15 protein-coding genes are annotated in these 16573 nt (G+C 69.5%); 7 read left to right on the forward strand and 8 right to left on the reverse strand.

Annotated features, from left to right (window positions below):
* Positions 1 to 31: 31 nt before the first annotated feature.
* Together ABD808_RS23175 and ABD808_RS23180 are read left to right on the forward strand one after the other, a co-directional pair.
* Positions 32 to 772: an FtsX-like permease family protein gene (locus ABD808_RS23175; RefSeq protein WP_344900081.1), complete on the forward strand. Its 741-nt coding sequence runs from the start codon at positions 32 to 34 to the stop codon at positions 770 to 772.
* Positions 773 to 1052: 280 nt separating this feature from the next.
* Positions 1053 to 1556 (forward strand): lytic polysaccharide monooxygenase auxiliary activity family 9 protein, encoded by a 504-nt coding sequence (locus ABD808_RS23180; protein WP_344900083.1) that lies wholly within the window; start codon positions 1053 to 1055, stop codon positions 1554 to 1556.
* Positions 1557 to 1598: 42 nt separating this feature from the next.
* Here the strand turns inward: ABD808_RS23180 and ABD808_RS23185 are convergent, their stop codons facing one another.
* Positions 1599 to 2717, reverse strand: a complete 1119-nt coding sequence (locus tag ABD808_RS23185) for a TDT family transporter (protein WP_344900085.1) — start codon at positions 2715 to 2717, stop codon at positions 1599 to 1601.
* Positions 2718 to 2810: 93 nt separating this feature from the next.
* Between ABD808_RS23185 and ABD808_RS23190 the strand changes: the two genes are divergently transcribed.
* A complete protein-coding gene (locus ABD808_RS23190; protein WP_344900086.1) occupies positions 2811 to 3737 on the forward strand; it encodes a LysR family transcriptional regulator in 927 nt (308 codons plus the stop codon).
* Between the two features lie 108 nt (positions 3738 to 3845).
* On the opposite strand, the gene ABD808_RS23195 is transcribed toward ABD808_RS23190, so the two are convergent.
* The 7 genes from ABD808_RS23195 to hemE all read right to left on the reverse strand — a co-directional run bounded on the left by ABD808_RS23195 (position 3846) and on the right by hemE (position 11505).
* Complete coding sequence (locus ABD808_RS23195; RefSeq protein ID WP_344900087.1) at positions 3846 to 4238, reverse strand: hypothetical protein; 393 nt, start codon at positions 4236 to 4238, stop codon at positions 3846 to 3848.
* A 116-nt stretch (positions 4239 to 4354) separates the two neighbouring features.
* Positions 4355 to 4804 (reverse strand): hypothetical protein, encoded by a 450-nt coding sequence (locus ABD808_RS23200; protein WP_344900088.1) that lies wholly within the window; start codon positions 4802 to 4804, stop codon positions 4355 to 4357.
* Positions 4788 to 5117 (reverse strand): hypothetical protein, encoded by a 330-nt coding sequence (locus ABD808_RS23205; RefSeq protein ID WP_344900089.1) that lies wholly within the window; start codon positions 5115 to 5117, stop codon positions 4788 to 4790. The genes ABD808_RS23200 and ABD808_RS23205 overlap by 17 nt, the downstream gene beginning before the upstream one ends.
* A gap of 867 nt (positions 5118 to 5984) precedes the next feature.
* Positions 5985 to 6995 carry an NAD(P)/FAD-dependent oxidoreductase gene (locus ABD808_RS23210; protein WP_425548964.1) on the reverse strand — a complete coding sequence of 337 codons (1011 nt, stop codon included), beginning with the start codon at positions 6993 to 6995 and terminating at the stop codon, positions 5985 to 5987.
* Positions 6992 to 9259, reverse strand: a complete 2268-nt coding sequence (locus ABD808_RS23215) for a LodA/GoxA family CTQ-dependent oxidase (RefSeq protein ID WP_344900090.1) — start codon at positions 9257 to 9259, stop codon at positions 6992 to 6994. The genes ABD808_RS23210 and ABD808_RS23215 overlap by 4 nt, the downstream gene beginning before the upstream one ends.
* Before the next feature lie 216 nt (positions 9260 to 9475).
* Entirely contained in the window at positions 9476 to 10459 is a 984-nt protein-coding gene (hemF, locus tag ABD808_RS23220; protein WP_344900091.1) for an oxygen-dependent coproporphyrinogen oxidase, read from the reverse strand.
* A complete protein-coding gene (gene hemE, locus ABD808_RS23225; protein WP_344900092.1) occupies positions 10459 to 11505 on the reverse strand; it encodes a uroporphyrinogen decarboxylase in 1047 nt (348 codons plus the stop codon). The genes hemF and hemE overlap by 1 nt, the downstream gene beginning before the upstream one ends.
* A 242-nt stretch (positions 11506 to 11747) precedes the next feature.
* Between hemE and hemA the strand changes: the two genes are divergently transcribed.
* The 4 genes from hemA to hemG are packed head-to-tail and all read left to right on the forward strand — an operon-like array spanning position 11748 to position 16490.
* Positions 11748 to 13022, forward strand: coding sequence for a glutamyl-tRNA reductase (gene hemA / locus ABD808_RS23230; protein ID WP_344900093.1), 1275 nt, complete (start codon positions 11748 to 11750; stop codon positions 13020 to 13022).
* Positions 13019 to 14029 (forward strand): hydroxymethylbilane synthase, encoded by a 1011-nt coding sequence (gene hemC, locus ABD808_RS23235; RefSeq protein ID WP_344900095.1) that lies wholly within the window; start codon positions 13019 to 13021, stop codon positions 14027 to 14029. The genes hemA and hemC overlap by 4 nt, the downstream gene beginning before the upstream one ends.
* Before the next feature lie 14 nt (positions 14030 to 14043).
* Positions 14044 to 15021: a porphobilinogen synthase gene (gene hemB, locus ABD808_RS23240; RefSeq protein WP_344900097.1), complete on the forward strand. Its 978-nt coding sequence runs from the start codon at positions 14044 to 14046 to the stop codon at positions 15019 to 15021.
* Positions 15018 to 16490, forward strand: coding sequence for a protoporphyrinogen oxidase (hemG, locus tag ABD808_RS23245; RefSeq protein ID WP_344900099.1), 1473 nt, complete (start codon positions 15018 to 15020; stop codon positions 16488 to 16490). Before hemB ends, hemG begins: the two co-directional genes overlap by 4 nt.
* Positions 16491 to 16573 lie beyond the last annotated feature (83 nt).

Here is a 16573-nt window from a genome sequence, read left to right on the forward strand (position 1 = left end):
CGTGGAGCGACGCGGGCTCGTACTCACGCGCATGGCCACCGTCACGGTGACCTACATCGGGGGAGACCAGCCGATCACGGTCGCGGCGATCGTCCCGGCGCTGCCGAGCGTCCCCGTCGACGAGCCCGCCGCGCTCATCGACCTTCCCACCCTGACCGAGCGGCGGCTCGCCGCGACCGGCGCGGACCCCGTCGACATCACACCCACCGAATGGTGGGCGTCGGCCCGCGGCGCCCGCACCGCCCCCGCGGTGCGGGCACTGGCCTCCCACCGAGGGCTGGGCGAGGTCCGCGCCGACCGCGCCGCACTGCGCACCCGGCTCCGCGACGCCCCGCTCGGCGTCGGCCTTCAGGGCGCGCTCGTCCTCGGCTTCGGCACCGCGCTGGCCTTCGCCGCCGCCGCGTTCGTGCTGAACGCCGTGGTCACGGCCGGGGAACGCGCGCACGAGTTCGCCGTGCTGCGCATCCTCGGCGTCCACCCCCGGCAGGTCGCCGGGATGCTCGCGGTCGAGCAGGCGTACCTCGTGGTGCTCGGACTGCTGGGCGGAACCGTGCTCGGCCTGGTCGTGGCGCGCCTCACCGTCCCGCACATCGTGGTGGACGTGCGCGCCACCCGCCCCTACCCGCCCGCCGGGGCCGTCGTCCAGTGGCCCGTGCTCCTTGCCATGATCGCCGGGGTGATCGGCGTACTCGGCCTTGTTCTCCTCCCGATGGCCGCCGCGCTACGCCGCCGTGCCCTCGGCACGGACATCCGCGCCGGAGAGGACCGATAAGAAGAATTCGCATTGGGCAGTTCTCGCCGACCGTCCGCCCAGCGGTTAGGGGAATCTGACAATCATTTTGGACGCGGCGCGCTGGTTCGGTTGCTGGCCTGCGGGGGCATGCGCGGGGAAATCGAGGGGCGATGACGGAGCCTTGCCCCCTATGGAACAGAAGGTTAACGTTCAACTAGGTAATAGGAGAGTTTCCTATTGATGGAGACCCCATGCCCCGCTCCCCTCCAACGCTCCTGTGTGCGCCGAAACCACCCCCGAACACACAAGGACCCCCCGCATGAAATCATCGAAACGCAGGCTCGCCGCCCTCGTGGCGGGCGTCGGAATCGCTCCCCTCGTCACCGTGGTGTTGCCCGCGACCTCCGCCTGGGCCCACGGCTACGTGTCCTCACCGCCGAGCAGGCAGGCCCAGTGCGCGCAACAGGTCGTCCAGTGCGGCGAGATCCAGTGGGAGCCGCAGAGCGTCGAAGGACCCAAAGGCCTCCAGAGCTGTAGCGGCGGAAACTCGCGGTTCGCGGATCTCGACGACGACAGCAAGGCCTGGAAGCCCACCTCGGTCGGCAGCTCCGTGACCTTCAACTGGACGTTCACCGCCCATCACAGCACCCGCAGCTACGAGTACTTCATCAATGGCAGAAGCATCGGGAAGTTCGGCGGGAACGGCTCGTCCCACACCGTGAACCTCGGCGGAGTGACCGGACGCCAGAAGGTCCTGGCCGTCTGGAACATCGCCGACACGGCCAATGCCTTCTATGCCTGCGTCGACCTCATGGTCCAGTAACACGGACGCCAGGCCCGTTCGTTGGCCGAATTGTGCCCCGGGCTAGGCGGGTAGGAAGAGCCGCCCGCTCAGAGCACCCCTGGCGGTGTGGAACCCGGCGACCGCCCACGCCGTGACGAGCAGCAGGTACAGGATGACGGCAAGGTCGGTGAGCGCGTCCAGCCCCGTGATCAGGGCGAGGCTGGACGCGCCCGTCACACACGTCCCCACGGGGAAGGTGAACGCCCACCACGTCATCGCGAACGGCATCCCGCCGCGCAGCGCCCGCGCGTTCGCCGTCGCCGCCAAGGCCAGCCAGAGCAGCGCGAACCCCATGACGGGCGCGCCATACAGCACGGCGAACGCCCGCGTCGCCGCCGCGTACTCCGGCATGGCCTGACGCGCGGCGTCCGCGATCTGGGCGACGGCCGTGGTGGACTGCCCTAGCGGCCCGAGGACGAGGAACAGCGCGGGCGTGAGGCGGACCGGCGACGGCCGTCCACCGGCGAGCCGGCTCCAGATCCCGGGCAGCAGCACCAGCGTGGCCAGCAGGCTCGCGCCGAACATGCCGTAGCACCCGTACAGCAACGTGGCGCGGGCCTGCCCGTCCGGCAGGTGCGGGACGAGCGCGGGCCCGAGCGCGGCGGCGACCATGGGGGCGACGACCGGCAGCAGCCATGTCGGGTCGGCCGAGCCGGGTTCGAGCCGGTGCCTGGTGATCATCAGGTACGGGACGCCGACCGCGACGACCACCGCGTAAGAGGTCCCGAGGCCCCAGAGGACGGCGTCCAGCACGAGGGCCGGTCTGGAGCCGATCACACCGGGGCCGAGCACGAGCGTCCCGTACCCGACCGCGAGCAGAGCCATCGGCGGGCACCCGTAGAAGACGGCGGTGGCGGTGTCGTCGAGGTGGGCCCGCGCCACGTCCCGATGCCGGACGAGATGGACGGCCCGCGCCGCCATGAGCGCCACCAGCATCCCCAGCGACATGGCCCACACGGTGACGGCGAAACTGTGCAGCCCCGGGACGCTCACCGGCAGAGCGTTCGCGCCGTTCGCGACGATGGACGTGCCCATCACGGCCGCGTACCAGTTCGGTCCGAGATGCCGGAAGAGGTCGGCGGGCCGGTCGAGCGCTCCCAGCAGAACGGGCCCACGCGCCGGTGCCGTGGTGGAACTCATGCATCCATCGTGTGGCCCGGCAGACCGAATCAGTAGAGGTCACAGCCCTATGAGGCCATAAGGCACGCTTATGCCTCGCCTACAATGGGCGGTATGCCAGCGCCGCGCACAGCCCTGTCACATCGCGTCCCCGACCTCGGCGCGCTGGAGCTTCTGGCCGCCGTCGTCCGGCTGGGCAGCGTCGGACGGGCGGCGGCGGAACTCGGCGTCACGCAACCGGCCGCGAGCGCCCGCATTCGCTCGATGGAACGGCAGATCGGCGTGACCCTGCTGGACCGGTCGCCGCGCGGATCCCGTCCGACCGAGGCGGGGGCGCTGGTCGCCGAATGGGCGCGGCAGGTGCTCGGCGCGGCGGAGGAACTGGGCGCGGGCATCGAGGCACTACGCGAGCGGCGGGACGGACGGCTGCGCATCGCGGCAAGCCTGACGGTCGCCGAGTATCTGATGCCCGGCTGGCTGGTGACGCTGAAGACCGTCCACCCGGACGTCGCGGTGACGCTCACCGCCGCCAACTCCACGGTCGTCGCCGAACAGGTACGCGGCGGCGACGCCGACCTGGGTTTCGTCGAGGGCATCCGAACGCCCCCCGGCCTGAACGGCGCCATCGTCGCCGCCGACCGCCTGGTCGTCGTGGTCGGAGCAGCACACCCATGGGCCAGACGCCGCTCAGGCGTCACCGCGGCGGAACTGGCCGCCGCACCACTCGTCCTACGCGAACAGGGCTCGGGAACCCGCGAGGTCCTCGACCGCGCCCTCGCCTCCCACGGCGGGACGGCCCCGCCACTGCTCCAACTGGCGTCCACCACCGCCCTCAAGGCCGCCGCCGAGTCAGGCGCGGGCCCCGTAGTGGTCAGCGCCCTGGCCATCACGGACGAACTGGCCTCCGGCCGGCTGGTCGCCGTCCCCGTCCCCGAACTGGACCTCTCCCGCCCCCTACGCGCGGTATGGCCAACCGGCCACCGCCCCTCCGGCCCCGCCCGCGACCTACTGTCCCTAACCCGCACCCCCCACCCCACCTAAACCCACGCCGACCTGCGCCACCCCACGCCACCCATCAGACAATGCTTAGCCGCGCGACTCGTGGGTCAGATCAAGCAGCACCCAACTCAGACAACATCTGGCCCCCACCTACGAGATGGTCGACTGCTCCTCGGCGTCACCGGCCCGCTGAGCCTCCAACCAACGCCTGGCATAGTCCGCCGACTCCCGCAGGAACTCGTCCAAGCTGGGCCCGGCGAGATCCGCATCGTGGGCGAGGTCCAGCAGGACGACGAAGCTGGTCTTCGCCATGGTCTCGTTGTCGGCCCCGAAGGGCGGGGTGTCGGTGAGCGTCTTGTCCTGAAGGACGTCGCGAATCAGCCCCTCCGCGACCCGAGGGTTGACCTCCAACGACTCCTCGCCGAGAAGTGCCTTCCGCAGCTCCGCGACGTACTGGATGATCTCGGAAACCGAGTAGGTCGGAGAGAACTTCCGCAGCACCGCCACGGCGAACGCCGAATAGCCCATCAGATTATGAGCCATGACGTCACTCGGGATAGTCGGCTCATCGTAATTCCACGGATCGCCGTCTTCGCTGCTGAGGAAATGACGAACAAGCTCGATGTGCTCGGTCCCTACTTCGACGTTCGAGAGGTCGATCACGAGAATACTTCGTCCGTCATCTCTCGCGCCCTGGCCAGGAACGCATCGAGTTCATGGGTGCTGAGCTGAGCATCACTGATGAGTCCGGCCAGCAGAAGAATCTTGCTCCCGTGGGACACCTCGGCGCTGATGTCCTTTCGAGCGTCGGGAGGAAGTTTTCCGAGAGCCATGCCGATCAAGGTTTCGGCCACGTTCGGGTCGAGCAGTTCGGGGTCGTCCAGTCGCAATCGCACGGTGGTGACAAAGTCGATGATCTCTTTGTCTCCCGCGACCTCACCTCCGGTGGAGAAGCGACGTCGAATCGCTTCGAAGAATGCGGCGGTGACCAGCGATGCGTACTGGTTGGACTCCACCTTGTTCAGTCGACTCAGCAGCCTCTTGTGCTCGTCGCCGCGTCCCTGGAGTTGCGCTCGAAGGGTTGCGATCTGCTCATCCGTTATTGTCATTGTTCCTCCGGAATATCCTGCTTAATCCGTTCTTCATGGCGATCCCGATCATCGCAACGGCGACAAACCCGAGGGCGGCACTCGGGCTGTTGATCGTATCGTTTGGAGGCCCACCGGGATAGGGGCTGTCGCGTTGGGTGCCGGGCCGGTAATCGGTGGGCGGGCGATGGTCGAACATATGCTGCGCGTTATCGTTGAACTTGGTGAACTCTTTGGAGGCGTCCTCCAAATTGTCATCCAAGCCCCGCAGCAGCTTCTTCCAATCCGAATCTTGCTCCGGATCGGGTTCGCGCAGGTCCTGGTTTTCGTTCACTGGGGCTAAGGGCTCGCCGCGTTCGGGGGTTAGTTCTCCGGCGGTGGCGGGGTCGAGGTCGGCGCGGGAGTCCGGCGAATTGGTCGGTTTCGTTCTCCTCGGGCGCCGGGGATTCGGGCTGGTCCTCCGAAGTGCTACCACGGTCGTCGCTGGCGTCGTTCGGTGTTTCGCCGCTTCTTTCCGTGCCGCTTGCGGGTGGCGGGGGATCGTCGGGGGCGTCTTGGGTTTCGGCTTCTCTTTGCGCCTGCGCCGCCTGTTGGGCTTCTCTTGCGCGGGCTCGTGACTCCGCGCGTGGGCCCAGTGGCACCTCGGGCCATTCCGCGGGTTCCGCGCCTTGTTCGGGTGCCGCTTGGGCGGGTCGCTCGGCGCCCTCGGTGGCGGGGTTCTCTGGGCGAGACTCCTGGGGTAAGTCTTTGGGTTGTGAGTCGTCTGACTCTGATTCGGACTCGGCGGGGGCTTGGGCGGCGGCCTTGCTTTCTAGGCGGGACGCCTGTTCGGGTGAGCCGGGTCGGTCCGGGGGCGGCTGGTAGGTGTCGTCGGACGCTTGTGGGGTGTCGGTGGTCTCTGCCCTGGTGTCGGTCCCGCTGGTGTGGTCGACGCCCACCATCAGCCCTTCCGTTGGACGGCACCAGGCTGATTCCGCGCTGACCGGCCCGGTGAGGGCGTCCTCCGGAACGCGCGGGGCCTACGCCGGAAACGCCGCGTGTCAATGAAACCGTGCGTGTGCGGAAATTGCATCTCTGGTGGTCAGGGGGGCGCGACTATTTGGGTGGCATCGGGCTTGGGGGGAGCGTGTTCTTCGTTGGCTGGGGTTGCATGCGCCGACGAACGGGCTGTTAGGTGGTTGGGATTCCCTGGAATCGTTCGTTAGTGTGCTTCTGCTGTGTTGATCTTTGGGTGTTGTGGGCTGGGGCGGCGTTTTTTCCAGAAGGGGGCGTTTTCTTCGGTGAGGGTTAGGTAGTAGTCGCGCTTGTCCAGGTGGTTGTTGATGAGGGCTTGGACGTTTTGTGTGTATTGGTGTGCTGGTTCGGTGTTGCCGTCCAGGAGTCCGAGTGCGGCGGTGGCTGCGGGTTCGGCCAGGCGCAGGGCGTTGAGCAGGCCGGATGAGGAGAGTGGGTCTACCGCGACCGCCGCGTCGCCTACTGCGATCAGGTGTGGCGACCAGGGCGGGGTCGCGTGTCCGATCGTTGCTACGCGGTAGTCGGATGTGGTGGGTAGTGGGCGGCCGAGGCGGTGGGCGGTGTGTTCGGGTGGGTTCTGTTTGTTGTTGGTTTTGCTGAGGTCGCTTACCCGCATGACTGTCAGGGCGCCGTCGGGGGTGGGGGCCGTGTACCACCAGCCGTCGGGGGCGGCTTCGACCAGTGTCCATGGTTGGGGTGTTGGGCCGGCGGGGGTCGCTTTCCAGAGGGTGCAGCGTAGGCGGTCGATTTGTGTCCAGAACAGTTTTGTGCGGGAGATCGCGCGGGTTGTGCCGGTGGCGTCGATTAGGACGGCCGCTCTTGGGGGTGATTGGACGTGGTCGTGAACTAGGTGGACTCCTGCGCTTTGGGCGGCTTTACGCAGGAGGTTGTCTAGCGTGGGGCGGTTTACGGCTAGGGGTGGGCCGAATGGGCTTAGGAGGGAGGGGCGTGTGTCGATCTGCGGGCCCGGCCAGGCGCTTCGGGCCTCGTGGATGGGGGTGGACGCGGCTGTGACCTCGTCCAATATCCCCATGGCTCGCAGGATGGGGCGGGCCGCGCCCGATAGTTGTTGGCCTACTGGGCGCCACTTTTCCCTGTGCTCGTGGACGAGGGTGACGGTGGCGCCGGCGGTGGCCAGGTGCCAGGCCACCGCCGCGCCCGCCGGGCCGCCGCCGACTATCGCGACGTCGGGTGTCACGGGAGTTCGTCGGTCCGCATCAGACGTTCCCGGACGAACGGGTGGCCGAGCGGAGAGGTGCCCGTCACCTGGACGCGTAGGTAGGGGGCCCTTTCCAGGGCGACCTGTCCCACGACGCGGTCGGCCGTCGGTGCTGCTTCGGCTCGGAGGGCTACGCCCTGGAGCTCCTCGCGTGGGGCCAGTGGCCGGATGACGGCCGTGCCGTCGCTGATCGGGGCGCCGGTGAAGTCGACGCGGGCGTTGATCGAGCCGTTCTCGGCGGCGGTCGTCACTGCCGGGAACGTGATCAGGGAGCTGGCCGTGGCGGCTAGCTGGTAGGTGATCTCCTGGTCGGCGTGTATGTCCACTCGCCATTTGCCCTGGCGGGCGTAGCGTCCGGCCTGCACGTGGTAGGGCAGTTCGACCTTCAGTTCCAGGCGTCGGTCGTCTGGACGGGACGTGATGACGCCGAAATCGCCTGCGGCCAGGGGTGGGCCTAGTGGGGGAGTCAGGCTGATGTTCAGGCGGTCCAGGCCGATGCTGCGGATTTCTACGGTCAGCTCGTCGTCCAGTTCGGTCAGCCACAGTGGCCAGGAGTGGGTTTCCCTGGTTTGTGTCACGGCTTGGCCGAAGGTGAGCACGGGGGCGCCCGCCAGGTCGGCGGCGAGTTTTCCTACGTCTGGCCACAGGGGTTCTGGGCCCGCTACGGCCGCGGTGACGGGGAACGGGAGAGTCGTCAGTTCTGGTCGGGTCGCCGCGGGGAGGCTGCGGGCGACCTCCACGTATTTGCCCGTGCCGTCGCGCAGTACGTAACCGAGTTTCCGCCATTTCTGGACCATCTCGCCGCCGGTGTCGACGTTCCTGATCCAGTTCTGGTAGGTCTGCGTGCCCTTGGGAATGGCCTGGTTCGGGCGTGGCACCGGCCACCAGAGTTCGTCGCAGGCCCAGAAGTCGCCCTGCCAGGGGAGGGCCATCCGCGCGGTGACGTCGCCGGGACGGACGTGTGTCGCGAACCTGAGTGCCTGGTAGGGCTGTGCCCAGTTCTTGGGCTTGTTGTGCGAGTCCTTTTCGATGAAGAACCGGCCGCCTTCGATGCCGGGGAGGAACGCGGCGCCGACGCAGGCGTGCAGTGCGGCGCGGTCCAGGCCCTCGGGGGTTATCGGGACGTTGGCGTACGACGGGTGGTCGTCGCCCCATTCCGTTTTCCAGTCGTTGTCAAAGGCCCCGTCCCGCCACTTCTGCATGATCTTGTACTGGCGCGGGGTGAGGCTGGGGTACTCCTTTTCGAGGCCGGTCAGCTTCGGCATGAGGGACTCGTCGTTGCCGCCGGTCCCGTTCTGGGAGGGGTTCCCGAGTTTGTTGAAGATGCGTTTGCGGGTGGCTTCGGCGGTGACGGGGTGCTTCCAGCCGTGGTGGCCCCCGGCCTGCTGGTAGACGCCGTTGATGGTGCGGGCGCTTTGCAGGATGGGGTAGATGTCCCTGACATAGGACGGCCGGTCCGGCGCCTTGGCGCCGATGGCGTTCATGATCTGGTCCCAGAGGGTGGTCGCGCTGTCGGCCTCGGGGGTGAACTTCGGCGGGGTCGCGATCACCCAGGCGGGCGTGGCGGTGAACTTGTGCTCGGCGCCGTTGATCGTGATGGTGACCTCGGCCTTGACGGGGCCGTCGGAGACGTCGTCGCACCAGTAGTCGTTGTTGAAGGTGTCGTCGAGGTCGGGTCCGGCCCCCGGATGGGATCGCGACAGGCCCCGGCCGCCCAGGACGAGAAGGCGGCCTTCCTCGTCGGTGCGAAGTTCGCCCAGATAGATGTTCTTGATCTCGTGCTTGACGTTGTTTCTCACGAACTGGACCCGGCCGTCACCGAACGCCACCGGGCTCGGCGGGGTTCCCTTCCGGCCGACGATGCCGCGTGGAGTCGGCGCGATGATCAGGTCCTTTTCCGGCTGGCCGGGGTTACGGCGCCGCTCGCCGTCCGGGAAGTCGGGTGCGGCGGCCTTCCGGTTGACCAGGGTGACCTCCCATTTAATGGTCACCTCGGCCTTTCCGGTCAGCTCGATGTAGGCGCCGTGGTCGTCGTAGCCGAAGCAGCGGAATCGGGCGGCCTGCCGTTTGACGCGGCCCTGGGCGTCCTTGAACTTCGTCTCCAGGGTGCCGCCGGACGGTTCCGGTGGAGCGCCCGGAATGTCCGGGCCGGTGAAGTATTCGTCGCTGTCCCCGACTCGGGCGATTCCGATTGCGGGATGGACCCGCACCGTTTTGACGTCGGCGATGGTGATGTCAGCCACTACTGCCCCCTCAGTATGCGCGCGCGGCGGGTGTTCGTACCGGCGCGGGCCGTTCCGGGCCGATCAATGGATCGGCCCGATGGGGGGCTTGACGAATGACTGGGGCGTTGAGTTCCACGGCTGCGTCCATCGCATCATCACCCGCGCGGCCGCTTCCACGGGAATAACCGAGGTGAATCTTTCGTCAAGAACGCGAATGTCGGGATTGGCCGACGATCAGGCGGTCCGTGTCAGCGGGGACGGCTCCCGCGACGCCCAGTCATGTGGTTGCAGGAACCGCGCCACGTCGCTTTCCGGGCTGCCGGGCAGTGGCCGGATGTCGAATCCCCAGCGGGCCATCGGCGGCATGGACATCAGCACCGCCTCGATGTTCGCCTTCGTCTGGAGGCCGAAGAGCGTGCCCCGGTCGTAGACGAGGTTGAACTCCGCGTACCGGCCCCGGCGGGCCAGTTGCCACGCGCGTTGCCGTTCGCCGTAGGTCATCGCCGAGCGGCGCCGGACGATCGGCAGGTAGGCGTCGATGATGCTGCGCAGGCCGTCCTCGACGAACGAGAGGTAGCGGGGCGGGCCGTCGGGGGTGCCGTCGGTGAGTTCGTCGAAGAAGACACCGCCGATGCCGCGCATCTCCGCACGGTGCCTGATGTAGAAGTACTCGTCGCAGGCGGCCTTCCATTCCGGGTAGTGGGCGACCTCGTGCCGTGCGCACCAGTCCCGGAGCGTGCGGTGGAAATGGACGGCGTCCTCCTCGAAACCGTACATGGGGGTGAGGTCCATGCCGCCGCCGAACCACCATTCAGGGGCGTTCCGGGGGGTGTGGGGGGTCGTCCCCCCACCGGAGTGCGCGCCGTCGATCTCGAAGAAGCGGAAATTGGCGTGGAAGGACGGCGCATACGGGTTCAGCGGGTGCAGGACCATCGAGACTCCTGTCGCGCGGAACGGTTTGTCGGCCAGGTGGGGTCGTGACTTGCTGACCGAAGAGGGTACGGCGGCACCGGCCACCAGGGAGACGTTCACCCCGGCGCGTTCGAAGACGCGGCCCTGTTCGAGGATTCTGGCCTTTCCGCCGCCCAGGGTCGGGCGCGTCCATTCTGAGACTTGGAAGCGGCCGGTGCCGTCTTGTTCCTCGAAGGCCGTTACCAGTTGTTGTTGGTGGTCGCGCAGGACGTGGGCGATGGCCTCGGCGTGAGTGGGGCTCGCCATCAGTCTTCGGCCTTTCCGGTGTCGCGGGGATATTCGTGGACGAGGTCCACTAGCCGGGCCACGTTGGCTGGTGGGGTGCCCGGCAGGACGCCGTGCCCCAGATTGAAGATGTGCGGGCCGCCGAGCCCGTCCACGAGGACCTGCCGTCCGGCCGCGACGACGGCCTCCTCGTCGGCGAGCAGGACCGTGGGGTCGAGGTTGCCCTGCATGACCTTGCCGGGCAGCGCGGCGCGGCTCACGTCCAGGGGCTGCCGCCAGTCGACGCTCACGACCTCGGCGGGCAGCCGCGCGATCTGCGGGTACAGGTGGGACGCGCCGACGGCCAGGTAGATGCGCGGCACCCCGGCGCCCGCGAGTTCGTCCAGGACGCGCCGCGCGTACGGCATCCCGAATGTCGCGTATGTCCGGCGGTCGTGGATGCCCGCCCAGCTGTCGAACAGTTGCACCGCCTCGGCCCCGGCCGCGATCTGTTCGCGCAGGTAGGCGGCGGTGACGGCGGCGAGTTTGTCGAGCAGGTCGTGCGCCACCAGCGGTTCGCGGCGCAGCCAGGTGCGGAAGTCGGCGTAGTCGGCGGAACCGGCGCCCTGCACCGCGTATCCGGCGACGGTCAGCGGGGCCCCCGCGAACCCGATCACCGGGACGGGGCTCTGCTCGCGGGCCAGGCGGATCGCGTCCGCCACGAAGGGCGCGATCTCCGCCCCAGGAGGGACGGCCAGGCGCGCGACGTCGTCCGCCGTTCGCACCGGCTCCCTGATCGTGGGGCCGGGGGCGAAGTCGACCGGGACGCCCATCGGCGGCAGCGGCGTCATGATGTCGCTGAAGATGATCGCGGCGTCCATTGGGAAGCGCCGCAGCGGTTGCAGGGTCACCTCGGCGGCGATCTCGGGCGTGCGGCACATCTCCCAGAACGAGTGGCGTTCCTTCAGCGCCCGGTATTCCGGCAGGTAGCGCCCGGCCTGCCGCATGAGCCAGATCGGCGCCCGCGGCGTCGACGCCCCGCGGGCGGCATCGAGGAAGACGCTCGTCGCCTGTTCGGTGGTGGTCACGCGGCCCTCCAGGGATTCCGTTGGGATCGCCGCGACGCTAACAAGCGCGTAATGGAAGATCCATACGGCGCGGCGCATTACCGCACTTAGCGACCTTTAGTACGGGGACTGGCGACCACTACTGCGGATGGCTGGACGGCCCCGCGTGAGGCGACTTACGTTCACCTGGCCCCGCCACGGAATTTCGCCGCGCACGGCGGATACGGCGGCGATGCGAGAATGTGAGGCTGGTCCAACTCGTGATGCGCATTCATACCATCGGAATCGATCACAAGACCGCGCCGATCGCGTTGCTCGAACGGCTGGCGATTCCGGCAGAACGGCTTCCTGAGGCGTTACGGCTCATCTCCCGACCGCCGGAGATCGGGGAGGCGCTGCTGCTGACGACGTGCAACCGGCTTGAGGTGTACGTCGCGACGGAGCGGCACAGCAAGGCCACCTGCCATGTCGTCGACACCATCGCCGAACTGGCGGGCGTCCCCGCCCACGCGGTGTGGGAGTCGGCGTCGATCCGCCGGGAGACCGAGGCCGTCGCCCATCTGTTCCGCGTCGCCTGCGGCCTGGGCTCCATGGCCGTGGGGGAGGAGCAGATCGTCGCGCAGGTCCGGGCGGCGCTGCGGAGCGCGCGGGCCGCGTCGACGGCGGGTCCCGTCCTGACGGCGTTGACCGAGAGCGCCCTGCGGGTCAGCAAGCAGGCGCGCACCGAGACCCGGGTGGGGCAGGCGGGCGTCTCGCTCGTCCACGCCGCCCTCGACGTCGCCGCCACCGCCCACGGTCCGCTGACGGGTAAGACCGCGCTGGTCATCGGGACCGGGACGATCGGCGCGCTGGCGGCCCGGCTGCTGCGCGAACGGGGCGCGGGCGAGATCCACATCGCCAGCCGCACCCTCGCCAACGCCGTGCGCCTCGCCGCCGAGGTCGGCGGGACGGCCTGGGCGGCCGACGACTGGGATCCCGTCCTGGAACGCTGCGACCTCGTCGTGTCCTCCACCGGAGCGCAGGGACAGTTGCTGGACGCCGACCGCCTCCGGGTCGCAAGAAAGGCGGCGGGAAACGCGCCGATGGTCGCCGTCGACCTGGCGATGCCCCGCGACGTCGACCCCCTCTGCGCCGGAGTCGACGGCGTGACGCTGGTCGACATCGAGGAGCTGGGCCGCCGCCTCGCCGGGCACCGGGCGTCCGACGACGTCGCGCGCGCCGAGGAGATCGCCGCCGAGCAGGCCGCGGCCTTCCTCGCCCGCCGCCTGGAGGGGTCGGTCAAACCGCTGATCGTCGCGCTGCGCACCAGGGCCCGCGAGGTCGTGGACCTGGAGCTGGACCGGCTCGCGCACCGGCTGCCCGACCTCGGCGACGCCGAACGCGCCGAGACCGTCGCTGCCGTCGACCGGATCGTCGGCAAGCTCCTGCACACGCCGATCGTCCGGGCCAAGCAACTGTCCGCCACGCCCGAGGGGCGCCTCTACCTGGAGGCCCTGTTCCGACTCTTCGACCTGGACGTCAGTGAGGCGAACGCATGACTGCCAACGACACCTCCCATGACCGTGACCTCCGCCCGCTGCTGCTCGGCACGCGCCGCAGCAAGCTCGCCGTGGCGCAGGCGGGCTGGGTCGCCGACCGCGTCACCGAGGCGACGGGACGTCCCGTCCGGCTGGTGCCCCTGTCCACCGAAGGCGACGAGACCAGCGCGCCCATCGAGCGGATCGGGTCCACGGGCGTGTTCGTCACGGCGCTGCGGCACGCGCTGCTGGCGCGGACGGTCGACTTCGTCGTCCACTCCTACAAGGACCTCCCCACGGCGCCGGAACCGGGGCTTCGCATCGCGGCCGTCCCGGCGCGGGAGGATCCGCGGGACGCGCTCGCCGGGCACGCCGGGCTGCCCGCCACCCTCGGCGGGCTGCGGCGGGGCGCCCGGATCGGCACCGGGTCGCCGCGCCGGGCCACCCAGCTCCGCGCCCACGCGCCCCATCTGGAGATCGTCCCGCTGCGGGGGAACGTCGACAGCCGGTTGCGCAGAACCGTCGACGGCGACCTGGACGCGGTCGTCCTCGCCATGGCCGGGCTCGCGCGCCTCGGCCGCCTGGACGACGTCGCCGCGCCCCTCCCGCCCGAGGTGATGCTGCCCGCGCCGAGCCAGGGCGCCCTCGCCGTCGAATGCCGGGAGGACGACCCCGGCACCGTCACGCTGCTCCGCGCCGTCGACGACCCGCGCTCGCACCGGGCCGTCAAGGCGGAACGCGCGTTCCTCACCGAACTGGCGGCGGGCTGCACCTCTCCCGTCGCGGCCCTCGCCGACCACGACGGCGACGGGACGCTCCGCATGGAGGGCCTGATCGCCGCCCCCGACGGTTCCGCCATCCTGCGCCGCGAGCTTTCCACCAGGGGCGACGCCGTCGAGTTGGGCGCGCGCCTCGCCCGGACGCTCCTCGCGGACGGCGGCGCTGAGCTGCTCACTGTCCCCGCGCAGGGCACCGCGGACCCACGCAGCCGCCCCGCGCACGTCTCGCAACCGCTCGGCCAGAGGTGACGGAGGACCCGCACATGACCACACCCGTTCGTATCCGGCCGCGTCGGCTTCGCGGCACCGCCCCGCTGCGTCGTCTCGTCGCCGAGACGCGGCTGTCGGCGGCCGACCTCGTGCTGCCGATGTTCGTCAAGGAGGGCGCCACCGAACCCGTCCCCGTCACGTCGATGCCCGGGGTCGTGCAACACACCCGCGACTCGCTGCGCAAGGCCGCCCGCGAGGCGGTCGAGGCGGGCGTCGGCGGGCTGATGCTGTTCGCCATTCCCGCGCACAAGGACCCGGTCGGCGAGGCCGCCACCGACCCCGACGGGATCCTGAACGTCGCCGTAGCCGACCTTGTCTCCGAAGTCGGGGACGCCACCATCGTCATGGCCGACCTGTGCTTGGACGAGTTCACCGACCACGGCCACTGCGGCGTCCTCACCGGCGACGGCCGCGTCGACAACGACGCCACGCTGGACCGCTACGCGCGCATGGCCGTCGCGCTCGCCGACGCGGGCACGCACATGGTCGGCCCCAGCGGAATGATGGACGGCCAGGTCGCCGCGATCCGTGCCGCGCTGGACGCCGCCGGACACACCGACGTGTCGATCCTCGCCTACGCGGCGAAATACGCGTCCGCCTTCTACGGGCCGTTCCGCGAGGCGGTCGACTCGTCCCTCACCGGGGACCGCAAGACCTACCAGATGGACCCCGCCAACACCGTGGAGGCACTGCGCGAGGTCCGGCTCGACGTCGCCGAGGGCGCCGACATCGTCATGGTCAAACCCGCGATGGCGTATCTGGACATCGTCCGCCGCGCCGCCGACGACGTGGACGTGCCGGTCGCCGCCTACCAGGTGTCCGGCGAGTACGCGATGGTCGAGGCCGCCGCCGCGCGGGGCTGGATCGAACGGGAGCGGGCCATCACCGAGACGCTCACGTCCATCCGCCGGGCGGGCGCGTCGATCGTCCTCACCTACTGGGCCGTCGAGGCCGCGAGGAGGCTGTCATGAGCGCGCCCAACGGATCGCACGACGTCGTGGTCATCGGCGGCGGGATCACCGGGCTCACCGCCGCGTACCAGATCGCCAAGCAGTCGCCGGGACGTTCCGTCACCGTGCTGGAGGGCTCGGAGCGGGTCGGCGGCATCGTCGGCTCGTACCAGCAGGAGGGCTTCACGGTCGACACGGGCCCGCACGGTTTCGTCGTGTACGGACCGGGCGGCGTCGGCGACCTTGCCGAGGAACTGGACCTCACCAACGAACTCATGCTCGCCACCGACGAGGCGCAGAAGTTGCTACTGCTCCGCGACGACCGGGAACTTCTGACGCTGCCGACGACGCCGCGCGAGTTCCTGCGCAGCCCACTGCTGTCGCTGCGCGGCAAGCTGCGGGTGGCCGCCGAACCGTTCATCGCCCGCGACATGCGCGAGGAGCCGGTGTACGAGTTCACCGCGCGGCGCTTCGGCTGGGAGCTGGCCCGGACGCTCGCCGTCCCCGCCGTCCTGGGGGTCACCGGTGGCGACGCGCGGCGGCTCAGCATCGACGCCAAGTTTCCGTACGTCCGGTATCTGGAGGAGAAGTACGGGAGCATCCTGCTCGGCGCGCTGCGCGTCCAACTGCGCGGGACGCAGACCGGACGCTTCTACGTTCCGCGCCTCCCCAAGTTCGGCGAGTTCGGCATGCGCCTGCACACGTTCCGCGGACACGGCATGCAACGGCTGATCGACGCGCTGGAGAAGGCGCTCGCCGGTCAGATCCGGCTCTCGACCCGGGCGGCCCGGTTGGAAAGGGCGGTTCCGGGGGGTGCGGGGGGTCGGCCCCTCACAGAGGAACGCGGCAGGTCCGAGGACGTTCGCCGCTGGCGGGTCGTGCTGGAGGACGGCGGCACCCTTGAGGCCGACCACGTCGTGCTGGCGCTGCCGTCGTACACCGCCGCCGAATTCCTGGAGCCGCATGTGCCGGACGCGGCGTCGGTGCTGGCGGCCGTCCCGCATCCGGACGTGCGGGTCGTCGCGCTCGCGTACCGGCGCGCGGACGTCCGGAACGAGCCGACCGGCATCGGGTTCCTGACGATCCCCACCGACCGGACCCGCATCCTCGCCAGCATCCACACGTCCACGATCTTCCCCGAGCAGGCGCCCGACGACATGGTCTTGATCCGCACGCTCGCCGGGGGAATGCAGGACCCGGCGTTCTCCGCCCTGTCCAAGGACGAGGCCGTCCGCATGGTGCACCAGGACCTGGTGCACATCTTCGGCGTCCACGGGGAGCCGGTGTTCGCGTTCGACCATCTGTGGCGCCGGGCCATCCCCGAATATCCGGTGGGCCATGTCCGCCGGGTCGCTGACGTGCTGCGCGACGTCGCCGCGAGCGGAGGTCTCCATGTGGCCGGGAACACCTACCACGGGGTGGGTATCAATGACTGCGTCCGCGACGCCCGCCGCGTCGCCGCGGACGTCACCGCAGACCTGACCGGCTGATGATCCCCATTCCGGCGAACCGCGTCTGGAGGGAGTGGCCCGGACATCCGCGCAGGCGTGAGCCCGGGACGCTCCCTTTCGCG

Source organism: Actinomadura meridiana (genome assembly GCF_039537545.1).
Taxonomy (GTDB): domain Bacteria; phylum Actinomycetota; class Actinomycetes; order Streptosporangiales; family Streptosporangiaceae; genus Spirillospora; species Spirillospora meridiana.